This is a genomic window from Kitasatospora sp. NPDC001547, assembly GCF_042894165.1.
GTDB lineage: Bacteria > Actinomycetota > Actinomycetes > Streptomycetales > Streptomycetaceae > Kitasatospora.
The window spans coordinates 242,796-266,645 of record NZ_JBIAVL010000006.1 but is presented as its reverse complement, the minus strand read 5'-3'; the positions used below and the strand labels follow the sequence as shown (position 1 = coordinate 266,645).

Genomic DNA, 23,850 nt, shown 5'->3' with positions numbered 1-23,850 from the left:
CCAGACACCCCGCGCCTGCCACTTCGCCGCACCGATGCGGGTGACGGGCGCGGGGCCTCAGCCCGCCGCGGTCCGCCCGGCCTCGCCCTGGTGCATCCAGGCGATGACGTCCAGCACCCGCAGCACGCCGATGTCCTCGCCGATCCCGGCCTCGGCACGCAGCCGCGCCAGCCGGGCGCGGAACGCCCCGCCGTCGGCGCGCAGCGCGTCGGCCGGCGCGGACCAGAAGGTGGTGTCGACCTTCGGCCGCCGGAACACGGCCTTCACCCGGACGTCGTAGACGGGCACCAGGTGCGGCCGCTTGCGGGCCAGCAGCTTGCCCGCGACCACGGGGCCGGCGCCGCGGGCGGGCCGGGGCGGTGAACCGGGCCGGTGGTGGGGGCCGTAGGTCCGTAGTGGGCGCGCCGCGGTGCGGCCGCGTGGCAGCGGGTGGGTCCGCGAGGAACCGGGGAGGAACTGGATGCAGTCCCGACGCGACCAGGTGCAGGCGCACCTGTTCGTGATGAGCAGGGTGGCCTCGGGCATGCTGCGGGCGGAGCCCGACGCGCCGGACACCCCGACCGGGCGGACCACCCGGGGCACCTTGACGGGCCTCGCGGTGGGGGTGCTGATCGGGCTGGGCGTCACGGTGTACGGGGTGATCCGGCCCGGCGGCGGCGACGGCTGGGCCAAGCCCGGCACGCTGGTGGTGGTCGAGGAGACCGGCGCCAGGTACCTGTCCGTCGGCGGGCAGCTGCACCCGGTGCTGAACGACACCAGCGCCAGGCTGCTGGCCGGTGAGCAGATGACGGTGCGCCAGGTGAGCCGGGCGTCGATCGCGGACGCGCCGCGCGGCACGCCGGTCGGGATCGTCGGCGCCCCGGACGGGCTGCCGCCCGCCGCGGACCTGGCCGGCGGCACCTGGCTGGTCTGCGGCACCGTCCGGCCGGGCCCGACCGGCGCCCCGGCGCCCCGGCTCGGACTGCTGGTGGACCCGGCGGCCGAGGGACGGGCGCTGACACCGGGCCAGGGCCTGCTGGTCACCGTCCCGGACGGCTCGACGCACCTGCTCTGGCAGGGCCAGCGGCTGCGCGTCGACACCGCCAACCAGGCGCTCCAGGCGCTCGGTTACGGCGGTACGGCCCCCTTCCCGGTGCCGGCCGGCGTGCTGAACGCGCTGCCCGCCGGGCCCGACCTCGCCTCGCCCGCCGTCCCCGGGCGCGGCGAGGCCGGCCCGGCGCTGGGCGGGAAGCCGACCCGGATCGGCCAGCTCTTCGAGGCCCCGGGCGGCGCCCACTACCTGCTCACCAAGGGCGGTCTCGCGCCGCTCACCCCGACGCTGTACAAGTTGCTGCTCGGCGACCCGCGCACCCAGAAGGACGCGTACGGCGGCGCCGCCCCGGTGCCCGCGTCGATCGGCGCGATGGACCTCGCGGGGCACACCGCGCCCGGCGGCCCGCCCTCCGCGGGGCTGCCCGAGGCGCCGCCGGCGCTGGTCGCCCCGCTGCCCGGCGAGGGCGTCTGCGCCGACCTGCACACCGCGGGCGCCGCCCCGACCACCGCCGTCACCGTGCTGCCCGCCGCCCAGGCGGAGGCGGGCGGCCCCCCGGCGGTGCCGGCCGGAGCGCCGGGCGGGGCCTGCGCGGTCGCCGACCGGATCGCCGTGCGGCCGGGGCGCGGCGCCCTGGTGCGGGCGCTGTCGGGCGCCGGGGCGGGAGGCACGGAGTACCTGGTGACCGAGGGCGGGGTGCGCTACCCGCTGCCCTCGGCGGCGGCCGCCAAGCAGCTCGGGTACGGCGGGGCCACACCGGTCTCCGTCCCGGCCGCGGTGGTCGCCCTGCTGCCGTCCGGGCCGAGCCTGGACCCGGCGGCGCTGGCCGACACCGCGGCGCCGACCGCGGGCGGAACCGCCGCGCCGGCCCCGGCGGCCCCGAGCAGCGCGGCCCCGGCGGCGGGTCCGTCGGCGTGCGGCTGAACCACCGTCCGCAGCAGGGCCGTTGGTCCGATCAGACGTCTCGGCCGGGCAGTCCGTCCGGCGAGCGCAGGGAAGGGAGCAGAACATGACCACACCGGGCATGTTGACCAAGGAAGACGAAGCGATCCGCCAGGTCCTGGCGAGCCTGGAGCAGCAGATCGAGCACATGGTGACCGCCGGCCGCACGGTCGAGCGGATCAAGGAGGAGATCGCCGGCGGCTACATCTCCGGCGCGAGCACCGTCTTCCAGGAGAAGGTCGCGGACTGGATGACGCGTTACCAGCAGGTCATCGGGGCCTTCGAGCGCTTCGTGCAGTCCACCCAGGGTGCCAACGCGATCCTCACCCAGGCCGAGGACGACGCGCGCGCCCACGCCGCCGACGGCATCTACAACGGCCTGCAAGGCGCCTGACGGACCACCACCAGTAGAGGACGGGTACCCCCATGGACTTCGGCAACATCCAGCTCCACCACGAGACCGTGTCGCAGGCGGCGGGTGAGCTGCGCCAGGCCGGCAACATGATGCGCAGCAACCTGGACGAACTCATGAGCAAGCTGCGGGGCGTGATCGACGGCGGGCACTTCCAGGGTGTCGCGGCCGGCGCCTTCGAGGAGCTCTCGCGGGTGGTCGCGGCCAACGAGTCCGCCATGGACGACGACATCACGGCGGCCGCGAACACCCTCAGCACGATGCACGACATCATGCGCGAGTCGGACACCCAGGCGGGGAAGCAGTTCGCCTGACGAGGAGGGGGGTCCGCGCATGAGCGGCGACACCACCAAGATCACGATCGCCTACCTGGAGGGCCGCCTCGCCGAGCTGCGGAACTTCCAGACGTCCGTGAACGACCAGACGGTGGCCTGGCTGAAGGCGCCGGCGGCGCTGAAGGCGGGCCAGGACGCGTTCCCGTCCGCCAAGGCGCTGAAGCAGGCCTACCTCGCCTACGCGAAGAGCGTGGGAGACGGCATCGCGGCCGTCGAGAAGACGATCGGCGACATCGTCAACGACCTGCTGAAGGCCGGACGGACGCTGCACGAGGGAAACGACGAGGCCCTCACGGAGGCCCAGCTGCTGGAGGTCCTCCACGACGTGCTCACCGGCGTCGCCCCGACCACCAAGGTCCCCTGACGCCAGGAGCCCGCCGTCGGCGCCGCAGGGCCACCCGGCCTTCCGGCGCCGGCGGCACACCGCTGCCCGACAACCGTTCCACCCCGCCCGGAGGATGACCATGGCCGACCAGACGAGCTACACCTGGGAATACATGCTGAAGGTGTTCGCCGCGACGGACCACATGGACGGCGTCGTGCAGCGCACCGACGTGACCAGCCCCCAGTGGATCCAGGCCCGCTACCTGATCACGGACACCAAGGGCAACAACGACAAGCGCAAGGTCCAGAACGGCATCGCCAAGGGCGACGCCGGGTACGACATGTGGGCCGAGTGGGTGTACCAGGTCGAGGGCGGCGGCACCTACAGCACGATCCTGGGCGTGACCTGCAACTGGCCCTCCTGGGACGGCAAGAGCGGGGAGCCGAGCCAGTGGACCAAGTTCAAGGCCGCCCCCGGGGACATCCTCGGTCCGTCGATCTGGGGCAGCTGCACCGGCAACGAGGCCACGGCGCCCCCGACGTTGTGGGACGCCAGCCGGATCATCGGCGAGATCGACACCTTCTTCGTGGACCAGCGGAAGCAGGTGAACACCTGGTTCAACGACGTGGGCGGCTCGGACAGCGACTTCCAGGGCAGCGCGGCGGGCCGGTTCAAGGAAGTGCTGTACGGCCTGGAGAACGAGTTCATCGCCATGCACTACGGGCTCAGCGGCGATCTCGGTGCGTACAAGGACCTGCCCAAGGAGCCGCCCACGAACCCGCCCAAGGCCGACGCCGGTGGCAACCCCATCGTCACCAAGCTGAAGGAGGCCGGGGACGCCCTGAAGCAACAGCAGTCGGACATGTACTACAAGGGCTACGAGGCCTGGATAGGGAACTCCACGCTGGAGAGCTCCGGCGCGAGCAACGAGCACGGCGAGCACTGGCAGTACACCGACGGCTCGGCGGGCGGCAGCTTCGCCTCGCCGTACACGTGCGTGCACTTCGCGTTCACGGAGCTGGTCAAGGACCTCACCGCCGTCCTCACCCTCACCACGCTCAACTACGAGGACGGGAGCGTCTCGGCCGACGCCACGGTCTCGGGCGGCGGGACCGTCCTGGCGACCACCAAGGACGGCGTGGACAAGGGCGCCCTGGACGCCTTCGTCACGAAGCTGGAGGCCAAGGCGAAGGAGAAGTGGAACAGCTGGGCCGCCGAGAAGCTCGACAAGGCCGCGGCCGATGCCGGGAAGGCCCTGGCCGCCGCCTACGACGCCGCCAGCAGGCTGTTGATACCGATCAGGCCGGTGACTCTCGACCTGCCCAAGGACAAGGTCGACCCCCCGAACACTCCTGATGGCAAGGACGGCACGGGCGGCGACGGGTCGAAGACCGACGTCAAGGGGCCGCCGAACATCGGCGGCACGGGCGGGGGCGGCGCCGGCGGCGGTGGCACCGGCGGGATCGGGGGCATCGGCGGCGGGACCGGCGGCAAGGGCGGCGGGAAGACCGGCGGCATCGGGGGCATCGGCGGAACCGGTGGCGGCGGACCCACCGGCCTGGTGCCGCTGCTGGACAAGGACGGCAAGCCGCTGCTCGGCAAGGACGGCAAGCCGCAGATGGTCCCGCCCGGCACCCGGGTCAACGACAAGGGCCAGCTGGTCGACAAGGACGGCAAGCCGCTGCTCGACAAGGACGGCAAGCCCCGGACCGTGCCGCCGGGCACCGTCGTGGGCCAGCCCGGGTCGGGCAACTCCACCACCGGGTCGGGCAGTACGGGCACCGGCTCGGGCACGCCGTTCAAGGTGCCGCCGGGCTCGAAGAAGAACGACGACGGGACGGTCACCGCCCCCGACGGCACGCTGGTGAGGGACTCCAACGGCAACCCGGTGGTGCTCGGCAAGGACCGGACCATCGCCGAGGACGGCACCGTCCGGGACGCCAACGGACGGCCGGTCTCGCAGTTCGAGCAGCTGCTCACCGACGAGGAGCATGCCCTCGCCGGGCGCGTCGGGGACGTCCGCACCGGCGGGGGCGGCAGCTGGAGCGGGCTGCCGGGCTCGATCGGCGGTGGTGGCATCTCCTTCGGCTCGGGCGGTTCCGGCGGGGCCGGCTCCGATCTGTTCGGCGAGCCGCGCGGCGGTGCGGCCCCGAAGACCGTCGGCGGCGTCTCCTCCGGCCCGGCGGGCCTCGGTGTCGGCGGCCGGCTGGCCGAGACCATGGGCGTCAGGCCGACGGCCGAGCTGGCCGCCGAGGAGGCCGCCCTGAACCGCGCCACGGCGGCCGGCCGGACCGTGGCCGCCACCGCCGCCGAGGAGGCCCAGCTGATGGGCCGGGGCATGCCCACGATGGGCGGCATGGGCGGCCCGATGATGCCGCCGATGGGCGCCGGCGCCGGAGCCGGCGCGCCCGGCCAGGGCGAGAAGGAGCGGCAGCGCACCACCTGGCTGTCCGAGGACGAGGAGGTCTGGGGCACCGACTCGGGCGCGGTCACCGGCGTCATCGGCCGCTGACGGACCGACCGTTCCGCCCTGGCCCCGCCACCCCGGCCGGCCCGATCCGGCCCGGCGTCGAACCTCCGGCCGTGCCCTGTCCGTAGAGAGAACCGTACGACCCACAGCCGGTGCGTCCCGGGCCAGACCTCCTGGACCCGGGACGCACCACCGGGAAGAGACGGGAGACGCGGGCGGATGACGTTCTCGTACGCCGAACAGATCGACCAGGCGATGGCCGCCCTGGCGGAACAGCAGGCCAAGATGGCCGATACGGTCAAGGAGTTGCAGGCGGCCACCGCCTCGGCGACCAGCAAGGACCGGATGGTGACCGCCACGGTCGGCGCGCAGGGCCAGGTGGTGTCGCTGGTCTTCCACACCACCGCGTACCGGACGATGGCTCCGGCCCAGCTCGGGACGGCGATCGCCGACGTGCTGAACACCGCCCGGGCCGACCTCGGCGAGCGGCTGGCCGAGGCCATGGGGTCGTTCAGCGGCCTGGGCGAGACCCTGCGGGCCTCGATGACCGGCGGCAGCGAACTGGACGAACTCTTCGCCCCGCTGCGGGAGATGCGCCCTGGGTACGCCGAGGCGGAAGCCGCGGAGGAGCGGCGCAAGCGCGACCGGCAGGAGGAGTTCCGTGGGTGACCGGCTGAACGTGGGCGCGGACCTGGACGCCAAGTTCAAGAAGTTCGAGCCGCTATCGGAGATCCTCGGCGACATCGGCGCCCGGTGCGACGAGATCAACCTCTTCAACAAGGAGTCGGCCGGGAACGACGAGATCGGCAAGACGTACCACGAGAACGTGGACGGGGCGACCGCCGACCTGGTCAAGCTGTTCAAGACGGTGAGCACCGAGGTGGAGAAGCTCGGCCTCAAGGGCCGGCGGACCTCCGTGATGCTCCACAACGCGGACGAGGACGCCAGGCGCCACGCCTGACGGGCCCGCCCGGCCTCCCCGCCCGACCCCCTTCCGCCCCGCTTCCCGTCCCCACCGGCTCCCGCCCGCGGCCGTTGCGCCGCCCGAGCTTCCCGAACGCCAGGAGTGCGCCCCCGTGTCGATCATGCTGCCGCCGGGCTTGGCGAAGTTCTTCAGCATCGTGACCGGTATGAAGTGGCCGGAGGCGGACGAGGACCGGCTGCGCGCGGCCGGGGACGACTACCTGGCCATCCACGCGGAGATCCCCGAACTCCGGGAGTGGCTGCGGCGGTTGCTGGCCACCGTCCACGACAACGACGACTTCGCGGGCGAGGCGGCCGACCGCTTCTACCAGCGGGTGCTGCCGCTCATCGGTGGCACCGGCGGTACCGACTACGTGACCGCGGCGGGCCTGATGGCCAAGCAGTTGGGGGACTTCGCCCACAAGGTCGCCAACCAGGTCGAGTACGCCAAGTGGATGATCATCGCCCAGCTCATCCAGCTGGTGGCCCAGATCGCCTGGGCGATCGCCATGTCGCCGATCACCTTCGGCGGCTCGCTCGCGGAGATCTTCGTCGCCTACGAGACCGCGGGGGCGGTGATCAAGCAGGTCTTCATCTGGCTGTTCAAGCAGCTCCTCCTGCACGAGTTCCTCTCCATCACCACCGCCATGGTGATGGACGGGATCATCCAGGGCATCCAGATCGGCAAGGGCCACAAGGACGAGTGGGAGAAGGAGTCCTTCATCCAGGCCGTCGAGATGGGAGCGATCAACGGGCTGCTCACCGGCCCGCTGGAGCTGCTCACCTTCGGTCTCGGCAAGATGTTCGGACGGATCTTCGGGCGCGGCCTCAGCAAGGACCTCCAGGCCGACCTCAAGGCGCTGGCCGGCTCCGAGTTCAAGAAGCTGTCCGAGAACGAGCTCAAGTCGCTGAGCGGATCCGAGCTGAGGGAGGTCGTCGCCCTCCTGCGGAAGAACGAGACGAACCTCACCATCAAGGAGGCCATCGCCCAGGTCAAGCAGAACGTCGCGAAGGACCTCGGGAAGAGCGCCGCGAAGGCCGGCGAGAAGAAGGTGCAGAACAACGCCCTCAAGGAACTCGCGGACGGTGTCCGGAAGGACGTTGTCCGGGAAGGCGGGGAGAGCGCCTTCAAGGGCGCCGGCAAGGACGCCGTCGAGAACGTCGCGCAGAAGCTCAGCAAGGTCGAGAAGCTCACCCAGCAGATGGGGGACGCCTTCGAGCAGCACCTCGTCAAGCAGGGCGTCGACGCCGAACTCGCCAACGCCGCAGGGAGGTTGGTCGGATCGCGGCTCGCCAGCGAGGGTGCCCGGCACGCAATCGACCTCGGCGCCTTCACCAAGCTGACGACGACGCTGGTCGAGGCCAGCGGGAAGCTGGAGTCCGGCACGCTCAGGACCGAGCTGCGGGGCGTCACCCAGCAGATCGGCCAGCTGCAGAACGAGTTGAAGCACCTCAGCGGCAGCTCGCTGGACAGCGGGATGAGGGACCTGGGCTTCCTCCGGGCGGAGCAGCAGCACCTCACGGAGACCGTCCAGGCCGCCCGGGACCTCGCCGGGCGGGCGGTGGGCCTGATGGACGGCCTGCACCCGCAGACCGCCGGGCAGTTCCTGTACAAGCTCGGCGAGGGCGTCGGCAACTACCTCAAGGGCGGCGTCCAGAACGTCGTCTCCGAGGGCGCCTACAACCTGACCTTCGGGGAGAACCACGAGTTCACCGTCAGCGTCGAGAGCTTCTACGGCGGCGTCGCCATGGGGGCGCTCGGCCACCTCGGGCACATCGCCGGCGGCCCGCTGCGGCTGAAGCTCGCCGACCTGCACCTGCCCAACTACGCGCGCTTCCCGCTCGCCGTGGTGTCCACCCTGATGGGCCACCCGACCTCGCTGTGGACCTCCCACCCGGGGGCGCCGGCGAGCGCGGGCGGGCCGCCGAAGGGGATCTTCGTCGGCGACGAGCCGCATGTGAACGGTCCGCTGGACGGCTCGCGGCCGGAGAACCTGAAGACCGACTCCGACGGCTCCTCGCAGCCGTCCCGGGAGAGCGCGGCGAAGTCCCCGGCGACCACCCCGACGAGGACGACCGGCGGGGACGACGCGGCGAAGGCGCCCGCCGGCTCGTCCAGGACCACCGACACCTCCACGCCGGAGCCGCCGAAGCGGAGCACCACGGTCGGCGGCCCGAAGGAGGAGCCGGGGCGCACGCCGCAGGAGGAGCACACCGCGACGGTGCCGGCCCCGGCGCACGCCACGGCGTCCTCGACCGACGTCCCGCGGCCCGCCCACGTGCCGACCGACACGTCCTCGACGGACGTCCCGCCGCCGGCGCACGTGCCGACCACCGGCAGGCACGAGGAGCAGCCGCAGCAGCAGCACGTCGACGGAGGAGACCGGACCGTCCACGAGCCGCGGAGGCCGGACCCCCGGCCGACCGAGCCGCAGCCGCAGCCGGACCTCCGGCCGGAGCCGAAGCCGACCGGGCACCAGGAACCGGCCGGGACGGGCGGCACCGAACGCCTGCAGTACCTCGACGTCGGCGACGACTCCCACATCCCGCCGACCGTCGGCCACTTCCTGCCCCGCACCGGACCGGAGCGGCAGCCCGGATGGGTCGCGGGCGACGCCGAGCCGAGCCCCCACCTGCTGGAGACGCTGGAGAAGCTGCCGGTCGACCCCGCCCGCTACACCGTCGTGATCCACACCGACGGCAGCGGCGAGCCGATGCCGGCCGGGGAACTCGCCTCCGTCATCCGGGGACTGGCCGATCTCGGACACCTGTCGGGCGGCCGCCGCACGATCGAGTTCGTCGCCTGCAACCTCGACAGCGGCCCCAACCCCGGCTACGTCAGGCAGGTGATGGAGCAGGTCTGGTCGAACCCGAAGCTCGCCGACCTGAAGGCGGTCGCGGCCGACGGCCCGGTCTGGGTGGCGCCCGGCTTCCAGGGCAAGACCGCTGTGACGGGACCCGGTACCGGCCACGTGATCGTCGCGGACAAGGTCGGCTTCAACACGGACGGCCGCCCGACCGTCGTCGGCGGCGGTGAGTGGCACACGTACTCCAAGGGGCCCGACGGCGGCGAGCCGACCGTGACCAGGACCGCATCGCAGCGGCCCGCGGAGTACGAGCACCAGCCCGCGGGCGACGTGAGCCCGATGGACACCGCCGTGCGCTTCGGTACGGACCCGGAACCGGCCGCGTACCACTACACGGACGCCCCCGAGCACATCCGGGCCGAGGCGGACGGGGTGCGGGCCGAACAGTGGCGCCGGACCCAACGGGACCTCCAGGACCAGTACGAGGCCAAGCTCTCCGAGGCGGCCGAGGAGCTGCGGACGGACCCGGACGGCAGCGGCCACCGGCGCGAGGACGAGGCCGAGCGGCTGCTGGAGGAGGCCCTGGACGCCCCGGGCCGGTTCCCGGAGGACGCGCCGGCCGACCTGCGCGGAGCGGTCCACGAGCGGGCCCGCACGATGATGTACGAGTCCCTGGCCGCCCGGCCGGAGGACCGGCAGCGGATCCTCGGCGACCTCGACGGCCTGGTGCGGGTCGCCGCCGTCCGCGAGGCCGCCGTCCGGGTGGCGGTGCAGCACTTCGACCGGGCGCTGGCCGCCCGGAACGCCCCGCGGATCACCGACGGCGGGACCGGCGTCGCCCACACCCCCGACCACGCCCCCGCGTCCGTCGTGGAGCTCGTCCGGCAGGACTTCCGGGCGCGCGCGGACGCGGAGGCCGCCCGGATCTACGCGGACGCGGACAGCCTCACCACCGAGGCCAACACCCTGGCCGGCCAGGCCCTGCGACGGCTCACCGAGCACGCGCGCGCCGAACTCCTCCTGGAGACCGACCGGGCGAAGGCGCTGGCCGAGGTCGAGGCTCGGGTCGGGCGGGCCGCCGGCGACTGGTACGAGCGACTCTCGCCGACCGACCGGGAGATGCTCGCCGCCGTCGGCGTGACGGAACGCGTCGACCTGTCGCCGAGCAGCGTGCAGGCGATCCGGGAGCGGCTGCACGAACGCGTCGTCGCCGACTTCGAGCAGGCGGCGGGCCCGCGTGACGAGGCGACCGGCAGGCGCCGGGGCCACGACGAGGTCAGGGAGCTGTACGCCCGATCGCAGGCCGAGAATCCGTCCGCCCTGCCGCACGAGTTCGCCGTGCAGGCGGTCCGCGAGGCCGCGATCAACCGGGCCGTCGCGGAGGCGGAGAGGGCGGCCGACAGCTGGGCCGAGGACCTCGCGCGCAAGGAGTTCGCCGAGAAGTTCGGCGCCGACGAGTCCGACGTGCTGCGGGCCAAGGACACGGTGCTCCGCGAACTCGCCGGGGAGATGGACCGGGCCGCCACCGAGCGCGTCGGCGAGCCCGCCGCGCTCCGCGCCGCCCTCGACCGGCTCGTCGACCCCGCCGCCCTGCACGACCGGCTCACCCACCAGGCCGCCCGCCTCGCCGTCCGCCGGCAGGCCACGGCCGAGGCCCAGGCGGCCGCCCGCGAGCACGGCCTGACCCCGCACGCCGCCGACCGCCTGACCGAGGGCCACGGCGACCGGATCGCGCGCGCCTTCGACGAGTCCTTCCGCTCGCACGAGGACCTCGCCGGCCGCCAGGAGCACTGGCAGAACACCCGCGACGAACTCGTCAGGGAACTGCGGGAGCACGCGGCCTTCGAGCGGGAGGCCGCCCCCGCCCTGCGTGAGGCCGCTAGGGGCTTCGACGGGCTCGCGGCGCGCCACACCCTCAACGAGGCCCTGACCGACCACCTCAAGCGCGAGTACGGTGACGACTTCGTCGCCCGCTACCGCGAACTCTGGACCCTCGACCACTTCGACGCGGCCGGGTGGAACGCCCACCAGCGCGCCCACGAGGACGCCTTCGGCCGCCGGACGACGGAGTCGGAGACCGGGAGGAGCGACGACCAGCCGGTGGAGGCCGGCGCCCTCACCGTGGTGAACCGCCCGGGGGAGGAGCAGGGGAGCAGCTCGGGGGACCGGGCCGGGGACCGGCCGGTCGAGCGGGACGACCACGGGGCCGCCGACCTGATCGCCGACGCGCTGACCTCCCGGAACACCACGCCCGAGCCGACCGACCTCCTGGTGCCCGCCCAGGCCCCGCCGGCCCCGCCGGTGGCCCTCCCGCCGACACCCCTCGGCCCCGAGGCGCGGACCGAGGTCCTCGCCCGGGCCAACCGGCTGATGGGCGGGGTCGACGGTCGCCCGGGCCTGTACATGTCCTCGGGCCGGCAGGTCGGCTTCGACGAGGCCGGCCACAACATGCTGGCCGACGTCAAGGCCCTGGCGGACCGGCTGTTCGACCTCGGCGCCCTCGGCGCGGAGGCGAAGGGCCTGGTGGACCAGCGGTACCAGAAGGCGGAGGTTTCGGCATCGCGGCGCCGGAACGCGCCCGGGCAGTCCGTCCAACCGGTCGGTCACGGCACGAGGTTGCTGAGGGACGACCTGGCGCTGGTGGGTCCCGTCGTGGACGCGGCGGCCGACCTTCTCGGTGGCCCGCTCCGCCCCTTCCACGCGGACCGGCTGGGCCTGCGGATCGGAGACGAGGTCGGTCCCGGGGCGGCCAACCGGCCGGAGGACATCACCGCCCTCGCCACGAGCCTGCACGGCCGGGGCCGACTCGACCGGGCCACGTACGAGCGGCTGACGGAGACCCCGACCGACGCGGAGGCCCTCACCCGACTGCACGGGGAGACGTCGAGGCTGGTCGCCGACCACCTGGCCGGGCGCCTCGATCTGCCGGCCCCGGAGAGCGGCCACCGGCTGGTGGCCGCGATGGGCCGACCGGGCCAGCGGATGACCTGGCAGGTCGACGGTACGGGCAGCGACTTCCAGAAGTGGGCGACCAACGGCGGGAAGGTGCCGCTGCTCACCGAGGACACCACGCTCAACTGCTGGGAGTCGATCCTGCTGACGGCCCACCACGCCGGACTGCTGTCCGAGGAGTGGATCCGGGCCGCCTACGCCGACCACGACGCGCCGGACTGGCACAGCCGTCTGCGCGACGCGCTGTTCCCGCGCGGCCGCGTCCGGTACCAGGAGCCCGTCACCGAGAACGGCGACGACCGCACGAGCCCGGTTCCGCGCGCAGGCGACATCGTGGTCTCCGCCATCAGCGAGGACCTCGATCACGTGGCGCTCGCCACCGGTCGCGTCGATGACCAGGGCAGTCCCCTGGTGTGGAGCTTCGGCGTGGCCAGCGAGCCTGCCGGGGCGTTCGGCGCGGACGACGTCGTGCTCGTCGCCGTCGACGCGGTCGGCCTGAGCCGGGCCGACTTCGGACCCGGCCCGTGGTTCCTGGAGAACAGGGAGCCGGCGGCCTCCGTGCCGCCCCCGCAGCCGCCCACCCCGGTCCGCACGGTCGGCCACAGCACCCCGGACCCGGAGCCCCCGGTGCCCCGGCCGGGGGAGGGCCGCAGGGCGCCGCGCTTCGTCGTGGAGTCGTCCTTCGACGTGCGGCGGTTCGAGCACGACGGCGGCCCGGTCACCGACCTGACGGTGCGGATCGCCTTCCGCGACGGCGGGCACGATTCGGCCGGGGTGTGGAACAAGCTCGTCCAGGGTGTGGAGGAGTACCTCAACAAGCCCGGCTACACGCTGTCCAACGGCGACCGGATGCACGTCACGGTGCTGCCGGCCGAGCAGGGGCAGAAGGCGCACCTGACCGTGGACCTGATCGGGCGCGGGCGGCCGATGGACCAGAAGTCGTGGTGGCCGGACGCCGCCCCGATCGACTACGCCCACGAGGTCGGCCACCAGCTCGGACTGCGCGACGAGTACCGCGCGCCCGGCCTCACCCACCGCCCCGACGTCAAGGGAAGCCTCCTCGGCAACCACCACGCCCCGGCCCCCGACGGCCTGAGCCAGGGCGGCCTGCGCGAGCGCCACCTGTCGCTGATCTCCAGGATCGTCGGCGAGGTGGAGCGGCCCCCGACCTCCGGCCCGAAGGACCTGACCTGGCAGCAGGCCCGCGACGCGGCGGCGCCGCAGGAGCGCAGCCACGTCTGGGTGGACCCGGTGTCGCTTCCGAGGGCGACCGACGCGGCCGCCGTCTCCCCGCAGGTGCTCGACAGCCGCCTCCAGTTGGACCAGCGCAGGCTCATCAAGCAGCCCGGGTACGCCTCCGGCGACCAGTTCGCCCTGGTGGTGGCGCTGCGTCAGGACCGGAACCTGCACGTGATGATCGCGCGCGGACCGGAGCCGGGGGAGCCGGGGCACGACAGCAAGGACAAGTCCCGGGAGATCGAAGCGCTCTACCGCGACAGCGGCGTCCTCCCGGAACAGATCCACATCGTGCGCGTGCCGAACATGATCACGCGGGACCTCTACCCGGTCCTGGAGGCCCACGCCTACCAGCTCGTGACGGAGGAGTGGAACTTCCAGCCCCACCACGTCGACGAGGTGGTCAGGAACATCACCCACGGCACCCACCGCGTCGCCGAGTCGTTCTCGGTGGAGGCCCGGGACGACCTCCGTACGGCGTGGGGGATGGACACCGCCCACGACGGGGAGATCGTCAGGTGGCTGGACCACCGGCAGATCCGGCTTCCCGAGCCCGGCACGGGCGGACGCGTGCTGGTGCTCTGGTCCCGTTTCACCGGCAAGAAGAGCCAGTGGGCGGACGTGCAGGGCCGGATGGAGCACGACACCAGCTTCCAGGGCACGCGGCAGCTCCTGCGCTCCCTCGGCCACGACTTCGCGACGGTGATCATCACGGGGGACCCCCATCCCACCCGCAGTGGGAAGTGGGACGAACTCGTCGAGCAGATGCGGACGGAACTCCCGAACACGGCCCTCCACCAGGTCACCGGCTTCTGGAACGAGAGGGGTGAGCACACCGGCTGGATGGGGGCGAACCGGGCGGCACAGCTGAGGCTGTACGACTACCTGAACCGCAACTACGACCTCGAACACCTCGGGGCCCGCTCCGGGAACCTGGAGGCCGCGGCCCTGATCGGCCATCGCGTCACCTACCTGGAGGAGGAGGGCGCCAGCGGGTCCGTTCGCATGGAGAACTGGCACGCGCTGTACCCGCGGACGCCCGGGAGCAGCAACAGGTTGGGCGGGTTGGCACCGGGCTACGAGCGTGCGCTGATCCCCGATCCCCCGACGGCGTCCGGCCGGTACAGCATCCCGTTCGACCAGAAGCGCCCGCAATTCGAGGGCATGAAGGTCGACCGCTACGCGTCGCCGGGCCGGAACGCCTGGTCGCGCAAGCCCGCCGACGTCTACGCGGAGGAGCGGGGCTTCGACTTCACCGCGCTCGAGTCCATCCGGGGGTCGCTGGGCCTCTGGAGCCATGACACGGCGGAGGCGCGGGAGTGGCACGCCTACTACCGTGTCGCCCACCTGACCGGGCGGTACGCGAAGCTGCGCGCGTGGGTCACCTCGTTCCACGGAGCGGAAGCGGAGCGGCACGCGGCAGAACTCCAGCCGTACCGTTCCGAGGCGGAGGGTCTGCTGGGCGAACTGGACGGTCTCTTCCACGCTGAGGGGGCAGGGAGCCACCAGGAGCAGTACGACCACCTCGTCGAGCACGCACTGCCCCGCCTGCCGGACCTCTGGCGACTCGCCCGGGACCAGGCCAACACCTGGGCCGTGGCCGAGGAGGGCTACCGGATCGTCGACGTGGAGCGTGACGGCGACTGCCTGTACCACGCGGTCGGCCGGGCGCTGAACCTGCCGGACGACCCGAGGCAGCTCCGTCAGCGGGTCACCGGGTGGGTCGACGCCAACCAGGAACTCGTCCGGTCGTTCGCGGGGCCCTTCGGATCAACCCTCGGAGACCTCAGGTGGACGGTCCGGACCCCCGGGGCGTGGGCGGGGGCGGCCGGCGACCTGGTCCCCCGGGTCGTCGCCTCGGCCCTGGGCGTACGCCTGAGGATCTTCGACGGGTACCAGTGGCACAACCTGGATCCGCTCGACGGCCATGTGCCCGCGGGGGGTCCGGAGACGATGCCCGTGGTCGAGCTCTTCCTGGGCGAGAACCACTACTCGGTCATGGAGCGGATCACCGCGGAGCCGGAGGGCACCGGCGACCACTCGGCCATGGACCTCGACCGGAAGCGCGGCCACGAGAGCGGTTCGGACGACGAGCGCCCGGACGCGCGGAGGGTCAAGTCGGCTCCCCCGACCGGGCAGGACGGGCTGGTCGTCGCGGCGCACCCGCCGGTGGGGCTGGGCGGCGGGGAGATGCCGGTGCCCGGGCCGCTGCACGAGCGGGTGCAGGCGCTGGAGCACCTGTCGTCGGAGGAACGGCGTCTCTTGGCGGAGGACGGCGCCTTCCTGGAGAGCCTGCGCGAGCTCGCACCGGAGGACTACGCGCAGGCGGCGGCGAGGCTGCTCGTCGACGTCGATCCCCGGACCCAGCAGCCGGTCGCCGCACGCCGGACGGCCGAGGAACTGGTCGCGCGGATGCTGGCGGACAAGGAGGTCGCGGAGCGGCTGGTGGCGTCGGGCGTGCGGATCGGTGTGGTGCCGCGCGACGTTCCGATCACGGAGATGCCCGGCTTCACGGCGTCCGAGCACGGCACCGCCGACGGCCGTGACTGGTCGCTGGTCCGGGGATCGAGCGGTGACGGGCTGGTGCTGATCACCGAGGAGAACCTGCTGGGCGCGCGGACGACGATCGGGCCGCACCTGGAGCACGCCGAGGGGTACTCCGTCTCCGCCCACGAACTCGCCCACGCGATCCACGAGTACGGGCTGACGGACGGGCAGAAGGAGCTGATCGGGAAGGCGTACCGGGAGCGGAGCGTCTCGGACGCCCTCGCGGAGCTGTTCGGTGAGCAGCCCCTCACGGCCTGGCCGGACGGCGACGTGGCCGGCAACTACTCGGCGCGCGACGAGCACGAGTTCTTCGCCCAGCTGGTCACCGCGTACTTCGGGCACAACCACGGCAACGACCCGGCCACCGGGCAGGCCCGCAACAACGGCGCCGCGTGGGTGCGCGAGCACGCGCCCGAGCTGGTGCCGCTGCTGGAGCACCTCTTCGGGGCCGACCCGCGGGCGGACCGTCCGGAGCCGGCCAACCAGATCGGCCGGACGGAAGCGGAGGAGGAACTGTTCGGAGGCTTCCGGGAGTTCATGGAGTCCGTGACGGAGAACGTCGTCACCGAGCACGTGGTGACGGAGAACGTCGTCACCGAGCACGTGGTGACCGAGCCCGTCGTCACCGAGCACGACACCGTCCCCGTCCACCTGGTGGACGAGATCCAGCAGATCCTCAACCCGACCGCCCCCGTGCACCCGCCGGTGGCCGAGCAGCCGCCCCTCGTGGTCGCCCCCGCGACCGTCGTCACGCAACCGGCGCCGCCGCCCGTGCCCGCCCCGCCCGCCCGCTTCGGTGACCGCGGGCTGGCCGCGTACGACGTGCTGGTGCACCTGGAGAGCCCCCGGCCGGCGGACTTCGACGCCCTCGTGGGCCGGTTCACCGAGGCGCTGCACGGCGACCGGGAGGCCGCGCGCACGCTGGCCCGGAGCCTGCTCGGCGGCGAGACGCTGCGCTCGGCGGTGTCCGCGCTGTCCCGGGGGGACGTGCGGGAGGTGTCGTTCCAGGCGGGCCGGTGGTCCGGGGAGGTCAGGATCACCGCCGAGGTCGGCCGGGGCCGGCACCTCAAGGCGTTGAACAGCTTCGAGTTCGAGTACGGTTCGGAGCAGCAGAGCACGGTCGGCACCGTCGCGGACCGGCTCAAGCAGGCGAACCTGGGCGCGCAGTTCAAGGCGAAGTTCGGCAGCTCGGGGGACGTCACCGCGACCTTCGGCTACCAGCGCGGCTGGATGGACGGCACCACCACCACCGACGCCAGCCGGACGCTGGCCCGGGGCAAGACCACCGAGGCGGCGGAGCTCTTCGAGACTCCCTTCACGCTGAGGGTGGAGTTCCTGGACGCCCGTCTGGAGGGCGCGCCGGGGACCTGGCGGGCACCGGAGCCGATCGACTTCCCGCTGACCGGCCACGTCGCCGTGCCGAAGCGCGAGACGGCCGACGCCGAGCAGGCGGTCGAGGCCCACTTCGCGGTGCCGGTGGAGGTGTCCAGGCACCGGCGGCTGGCCGGCTCGCACATCGTCACCGACGTCTGGCCCCTCGACCCGCCCCGGCGCACCCCCCAGGTGGACGAACAGGGCCAGGTGCCGCTGCAGGACCTGAACGCGCGGACGAACGCCCGGGCCATGGAGAAGTTCGTGGCCGCCTTCGAGGGTGCGGCCGAGCGCTACTTCGGCGGCCGCTGGCCGGAGTTGCGGAACAGGCTGCTGTCCGAACTCGACCTCGGAACGCTGCACCAGGAGCTCAAGGGGACGATGTCCGGCCAGAAGCTGACCATCGTGGACGAGAGCCTGACCGGGGCGGCCGCGGTGATCACCATCGGTGGCGGGGCGGTCGCCAGGATGCGGCAGGTCCACACCCTGCCGTCCACCGAGTTCAACATCGCCACCGCCACCACCCGTTCGCACGTCGAGCAGACGACCACGAGCAGCGAGCGGCAGGTGCTGCCGTCCATGGCCGGCAACGGGACGGCCAAGGACGGCGGCGGCGGTGCCGGGCTGGGCGTCAAGACCGGAGGGGACGGCGTCGGGCTGCAGGGCTCCGGCTCCGACCTGGGGAACGGCACCAAGACGAAGCGGCCCGCGGTCCTGTTCGAGGGGACGGCCGACCTGACCGTCACCTTCGGCTGGCGCGGCGGGTCCTCCGCGACGGCGGACCGGGAAGCCCACGTCCAGCTGGGCTTCCGCACCGTGATCGACCAGGACGAGGCCGTCCTGGTCACGGCGGCCGACCAGACCGTGGCCGGCACCCGGCCGCCCGAGTTCGTCGCCGAGGGCCCGCTCGCCCCGCCCACCGGCCCCGTCCAGCTGCCGCAGGGACCGCTGCGGGCCCCGACGGACGAGGTCTGGTCGGGCCTGCCCGACACCACCGTCGTGCGGGACCTGCGCGACGTCGCCCCGCTGCACGCCGAACTCGACCGCGTCGGTGCGGTGCTGCTCGGCGCCAAGACCTGGCGGCAGGTGCGCGAGGACGTCCTGCAGTCCCACTCGCACGCCGCCGTCAGCGCCCACCTCGTCGGCATGTCGCGCGGCTCCGCGCTGCGCGGTCCCGAGGTCACCGCGGGCCCGCTGAAGGACCTGCACCTGGCCACCACCGTTCGGCTGCGCCGGATGACCCACCTGCGCGGGCAGGCGGGCGCCGAGCTCAACCCGATCCGCGAGAACAGCACCTTCGACTCGTCCCGCCACCTGCGCTCCGACACCGTCAACGGCCAGCTCCAGGGCGCCGGCAAGGGAGTGCTGCACACCGACGAGAATCTGCTGACCTCCTCGGGCAAGCCCTTCGACTACACCCTGCAGGGCGGCGTCACGCCCTCCGTGGAGTCCCGGGTCCGCGACGGCTGGCGCGGCGGGGAGTCGGGCAAGAGCTACGCCAACGGCAAGTACGGCAGCCCGCAGGAGCTGTTCCGGGCCGAGTTCGAGGTGCTGCTGAAGGTCAACGGCAGGGACTACGGGCCGGTCCCGCTGGTCGCCGAGCTGAGCCTGGAGCAGGCGCACACCCTGCCGCGCGAGCTGGACGGCAACCGGCTGCGGAGCTTCACGGCGCCGGAGGTCCTGCCGGTCCCGGAGGGGCAGCAGCACCTCACGCACCAGGGCGACGGCCGGACACCGCCGCTGCGCCTCGGCCAGTCGGACGTGGTGCTCAGCCTCGGCCGGGGCGACACCGCGGTGCTGCGGACCGTCCTGGACGCGCTGCGGGAGCACACCGGCCGGCCGGTGCCCGCGAACGTCGAGGCGCTGCTGGCCCGCTCCATCGACGCGGACGGCCTCAAGTCCGCGCTGTCCGGGCTCAGCCGCGGCGGCGAGATCCGGGTGCCGGTCGACGTCAAGGGCTGGAAGGGCACCATCGTGGTCGAGGGCGACCTGCTGCGCCCCCGGGCGCGGGAGGACCTGGTCAACGGGTTCGAGTTCGAGTCGGGCAGCCAGCAGCGCACCTCCACCGGCATCACCACGGACTCGCGCACCCGGGTGCGGGTGCGCGGCCGGCTCACGGCCGCCGTTCCGCACGCGGACCTCGCCGTGGAGGTCTCGCACTCCCGCGACTTCGTCAAGGGCGTCTCGATCGACCGGATGGGCGGCACCAACAGCCGGAGCAAGAGCACCGAACCGGCGCGACTCACCGACGCGGACGCCGTGTTCAGGATCACCTTCGAGCCGTCCAGGTGGTCGGACGCGATCACCGCGCCGGACCCGGTCACGGTGCCGGCCGTGGTGGCGGCGCCCCACCGCGCCGCCGAGCAGGTGCCGCGGATGCTGCCGAGCCACCGCTTCGGCTCCTCCGACGTGGTCACCGCCGTCCACCTGAACGCGGACCGCAGCGGGACGGTGCGGCAGTTGGTGGACGCCCTGGGCGAGCGTCCCGTCGGCGACGGGCGCACCGCCGCGGCCTTCCTGGGCAAGGACTGGTCGGGCATGGCGAAGAAGCTGGCCTCCGCGCTGGACTTCGACCGGCTGCAGATCGACCTCAAGCCGGTGATGGCCGGCCACCCCCTCGTGGTGGAGCACGGCAGGAGCAGGGCGCTGATCACCGCGGAGGTGAGCGCCCTCACCCCCACCGGGCGGCCGCCGGTGGTCGAGTTCAACATCGGGAGCGGCCACCAGACCTCGCTCACCAGCGCGGACGGCGGGACCAACACCGGCGGCGGCCGCGGCACCGCGTTCACCCTCAGCGCACTCGGCACCACCAGCGTGCTGCCGGGCGGGGCCGTGGCGGTCGTCGGTCTCAGCGGCACGGGCGCGAAGGGCGTGGACCGGCTGCAGCACGGCAGCGACTCCTCGGCGAGCGGGACGGCCGTCAAGAGCAAGGTCGCCGCGGTGGCCCACCAGGCCGCGGTGGTGCTGAAGGTCCGCTTCGAGCACAAGCCGTTCGTCCTGCTGCACCCGGCGGACGCGATCCGTCCCGGCGGCACTCCGCCGCCCTCCGGGCCCGCCCGTTCGGTGCTCGGGACGGTCCAGCGGAGCCTGAGCCGCTTCGGCGACCGGATCACCGGGCTGGGCCGCTACCGGCGCACCCTCGTCGAGGCCACCGTCCACGCCGACGTGCTGATGGAGACCGGCCGGGACCAGGCCGTCGTGCCGTCGCGCTACGGGGCCCCCAAGGAGGGGTTCCCGCCGCTGCGCGCGGCCGAGCCGGTCACCGCCCAGGTGCTGCGGCGGCCGCCCGCGGACCTGTTCACCCAGGGGCCGCGCGACATCGGGGTGCTGCGCTGGGTCGACGACACCTCCGGGATGCGGGACCTGCTGTCCGTGTTCGGGTCGAGCTTCTTCAAGGGGAGCACCTGGTCCTGGCTGGAGTCCGTCGCCCGCAACACCCACAGCCACGCCCAGCTGTCCGCGCTCTTCGGCTCGGTCGCCCGGGGACGGGAGGTCCCGGTGCTCCCCGACGCCGACGGAGAGCGCCGCGACGTGGTGGCGCAGGACGGCGGGAGCATCGTCACCCCGTCGGCCGGCAAGCGCCTGTTCGTCGACGACGCCGACGTCACGGCCACCGTCTCGATCGTCCAGCTGGAGTACCAGCGCGACAACACGGCCGCCGCGCTCAGCCCCGCCAACGACGCGGGCGGCGGCGGGCGCCGCACCCGGCTGGACTGGTCGCTGTGGAACGTCCAGGGCCAGGCCGGGGCGAAGGCGGGCACGGGCGGTGCCGACCTCACCGGCAGCGGGATCCTCGGCGGGGGCATGCGGTGGCGCGAGGGGCCGTCCACGGGCGCCTCGGGCAAGACCGTCGCCGGGGCCAAGTTCCCCACGCCGACGGCCCGGTACACCGGCTACGCCGAGGTCCAGCTCACCTTCCGCGACGGGGACCGGACCCTCACCGAGAAGGGTCTGGTGCCGATCGAGATGGAGGTCCCGCTCGACCGGACCGGCGAGCTGGCCTCGGACAGCAGCCGGCGGGTGCTCTTCACGGCGCTGCACCCCGAGGGCGAGGCGATCACCCGGGGCTCCGTCCCCGACGCCGTCGCCGACGTGCTCGCCACCCCGCTGGACGGGGCGGGGAACGGGGTGCACTGGCTGGCGGACCCGGCCGAGCGCGAGGCCTCGGCGGACCTGCGGGCGGCGCTGGCCGGCCTGCCGCACGACGACCCGTACTTCACCGTGGTCTTCCACGGGCGGCCGGAGGACGGCGCCCCGACCTGGCGCGGCGGGGAGCTGACTCCGGAGCAGTTCGCGGGGGCGCTGCTGCGGCTCGCCGAGGGGGGCCAGTGGCAGGGCGAGCCGCTGCGCTTCCTGTCCTGCAACAGCGCGGTCGGCGGGGCGGGCTCCTTCGCGGGCCGGACCGTGCAGGCCCTGCACGAGCAGCTGGACGCCCGTCGCACCGAGGCCGCCCTCACCGGGCAGCCGCTCAGCGGGAACCTGGCCCGGCTCACCGAGCTGACGGCCTACGCCGGCAACGGCTCCGTCTACCTCACCGGTGGCAGCGACCCCCGGGCCGTGGTGGCCCGCAACGTCGGCTTCACGGCCGACGGCCGCCCCCTGGTGGACGGCCCCGGCGACTGGCTGCGCCTGCGCGTCGAGAACGACGAGGTCCGCACCACCCCGCTGGGCCAGGAACTCCTCCACGAGGGCCAGGAGCCCGTCCCCCGCACCACCGGGGACGACCCGATCGACCCGGACCGGCCCGGCCCGGTGAAGCTGGTCGGCGGGCCGAACGCCGCGCCGTCCCCGGCGCAGGCCCAGCCGGCGGCCCACCTCCAGGGCGTAACCAAACACGCCGCCCCGACCGGGCAACTGCTACGCCTGGTCAACCCCGCCGACCCGGGCGGGGCCGCTCCGACCCTCGGGCAGAGCGTCTCGGCGACGTTCGCGCTCTACCAGTCGTTCCGCGGCAACGCGGCGGTGGCGGATCTGGCGAAGTTCACGGCCCTGCCCGCGCAGATCTCCGACCACCTCCGGACGTACGGCACGGGGGATGAGGCCCTGGGGACGCTGGAACGGCAGCTCCGGGTCGCGGGGCCGGGGAGCTTCGGGTTCGTCGTGCTCGGGAACGACCGGGTCGTCGCCCTGCTCCACGACAAGAGCGGTGGCCTCCACTGGGCCGATGCGTACCGGCGGGAGCTGTGGGTCCCCGGTGACGGGCGGCCCGACGGATTCCGTGCCGACACCCTGGTCCGGGCGACCACCTACGACAGCTACGGCGACGCCCTCGTGGGGGAGGTCCGCCTCAAGGAGAGGATCAGGGAGCTGGTCGCGAACCTCGACACCTCGCAGCAGGGCGTGACCTTCGCCATGGCCGGGCTGAAGGTGAAGTCACCGTTCACGGAGCAGGGGAAGACCACCCTGCAGGATCGGTCGCACATCTTCGCTCCCGTCATGAACGGGTCCGCCGTCGTGCGGTCGAATGACGGGGCCAACCCGCTGAAATCGGCGTCCGGGGACGCGGCGAACAAGTGGCGGACGGACATGACGGCGAAGGTGCTCACCCCGGTGGTCACGGGCTACGGCGAGGCCGGGAGGCTGCTGAGGGAGGCCGCGGCCCTGTGCGAGGAGGTGGACACCGGGCTGGGATGGGGAGCGGTCGGCAAGGACGAGCTCCCGTCCTGGGGCGAGAAGCTCGACCTCGTCGGGCGGACGGTGACGGCGGCCGTCGAGGCGGCCGAACGGGCCAACGCCGGGACGGTGGCCAGCAAGACCGGAAGCTACGGCCAGAAGGTCGATCCGAAGCCGTTCGAGGAGGCCGTGGAGAACGCGGAGGCGGTTCGTACGGCCATGGCGAACCTGGCCGGGGCGAGTCGGAGTCTGATGCGGCTCGCCGGATCCGACGCGGCACCCGAGGCGGTCGGCACGGCCACCGGCGAGGTGGCCCTGACGGCCAAGAAGGTCATGGAGGCGGTGAACAAGCTCGGGACGAACCAGAGGTCGATGGCGAGGCTGATCCAGTCCGTGATCGACCAGTCGTCCCGGCAGAGCACGATGGGCCACCAGCTGAACGACGCCGAGGTCATCCTGATGGAGGGCGTCTACGACAAGCTGCTGTCCTGGGGATTCGACCGCAAGCTCGGCGTCCACGCACGCGGGACGCTGATCGTCGCCTCCTCGAAGGGGACCTGTGACAGCTGCAAGTTCGTGGTGGAGTCCTTCAACACGCACCTGCCGCACGTCGAGGTCGTGGTCGTCTACGCCAAGCCCGAGGAGAGCAAGTACTCGGACAACGGTCGGCAGCTGGTGGGCCGTGACCTGTCCATGGGATGGCGCTCGGTGCCGGTCAGCATCTGGTACGGCTACGGCAAGGACCGCGAGACCGTGATCACCCTCGCCGACGGCAGGAAGTTCTACTACCTCCTGCCCGCCCTGGCCGGGACCAACTGAGCGGGGAGCACAAGTCGGCCCCGGCCGG

At 73.2% G+C, this 23,850-nt stretch carries 9 protein-coding genes; 8 read left to right on the top strand and 1 reads right to left on the bottom strand.

From position 1 onward, the window contains the following. Positions 1 to 57 precede the first annotated feature (57 nt). Positions 58 to 525: a DUF6308 family protein gene (locus ACFY0X_RS14590; protein ID WP_387753794.1), complete on the bottom strand. Its 468-nt coding sequence runs from the start codon at positions 523 to 525 to the stop codon at positions 58 to 60. Here ACFY0X_RS14590 and eccB point away from each other — a divergent pair. From eccB to ACFY0X_RS14550, 8 genes are all read left to right on the top strand, one after another. After that, positions 461 to 1,954, top strand: a complete 1,494-nt coding sequence (gene eccB / locus ACFY0X_RS14585) for a type VII secretion protein EccB (protein ID WP_387753791.1) — start codon at positions 461 to 463, stop codon at positions 1,952 to 1,954. The two genes, ACFY0X_RS14590 and eccB, sit on opposite strands and share 65 nt — an antisense overlap. A gap of 100 nt (positions 1,955 to 2,054) precedes the next feature. After that, positions 2,055 to 2,366, top strand: a complete 312-nt coding sequence (locus ACFY0X_RS14580; protein WP_387753788.1) for a hypothetical protein — start codon at positions 2,055 to 2,057, stop codon at positions 2,364 to 2,366. A 32-nt stretch (positions 2,367 to 2,398) separates the two neighbouring features. Then, complete coding sequence (locus ACFY0X_RS14575; RefSeq protein ID WP_387753785.1) at positions 2,399 to 2,698, top strand: WXG100 family type VII secretion target; 300 nt, start codon at positions 2,399 to 2,401, stop codon at positions 2,696 to 2,698. 19 nt (positions 2,699 to 2,717) lie between these two features. Next, positions 2,718 to 3,083: a hypothetical protein gene (locus ACFY0X_RS14570; protein WP_387753782.1), complete on the top strand. Its 366-nt coding sequence runs from the start codon at positions 2,718 to 2,720 to the stop codon at positions 3,081 to 3,083. 100 nt (positions 3,084 to 3,183) lie between these two features. Next, positions 3,184 to 5,556 carry a hypothetical protein gene (locus tag ACFY0X_RS14565; RefSeq protein WP_387753779.1) on the top strand — a complete coding sequence of 791 codons (2,373 nt, stop codon included), beginning with the start codon at positions 3,184 to 3,186 and terminating at the stop codon, positions 5,554 to 5,556. A 177-nt stretch (positions 5,557 to 5,733) separates the two neighbouring features. Further along, complete coding sequence (locus ACFY0X_RS14560; protein WP_387753776.1) at positions 5,734 to 6,183, top strand: YbaB/EbfC family nucleoid-associated protein; 450 nt, start codon at positions 5,734 to 5,736, stop codon at positions 6,181 to 6,183. Then, complete coding sequence (locus ACFY0X_RS14555; protein ID WP_387753773.1) at positions 6,176 to 6,475, top strand: hypothetical protein; 300 nt, start codon at positions 6,176 to 6,178, stop codon at positions 6,473 to 6,475. Before ACFY0X_RS14560 ends, ACFY0X_RS14555 begins: the two co-directional genes overlap by 8 nt. Before the next feature lie 115 nt (positions 6,476 to 6,590). Beyond that, positions 6,591 to 23,822, top strand: a complete 17,232-nt coding sequence (locus ACFY0X_RS14550) for a hypothetical protein (RefSeq protein ID WP_387753770.1) — start codon at positions 6,591 to 6,593, stop codon at positions 23,820 to 23,822. Positions 23,823 to 23,850 lie beyond the last annotated feature (28 nt).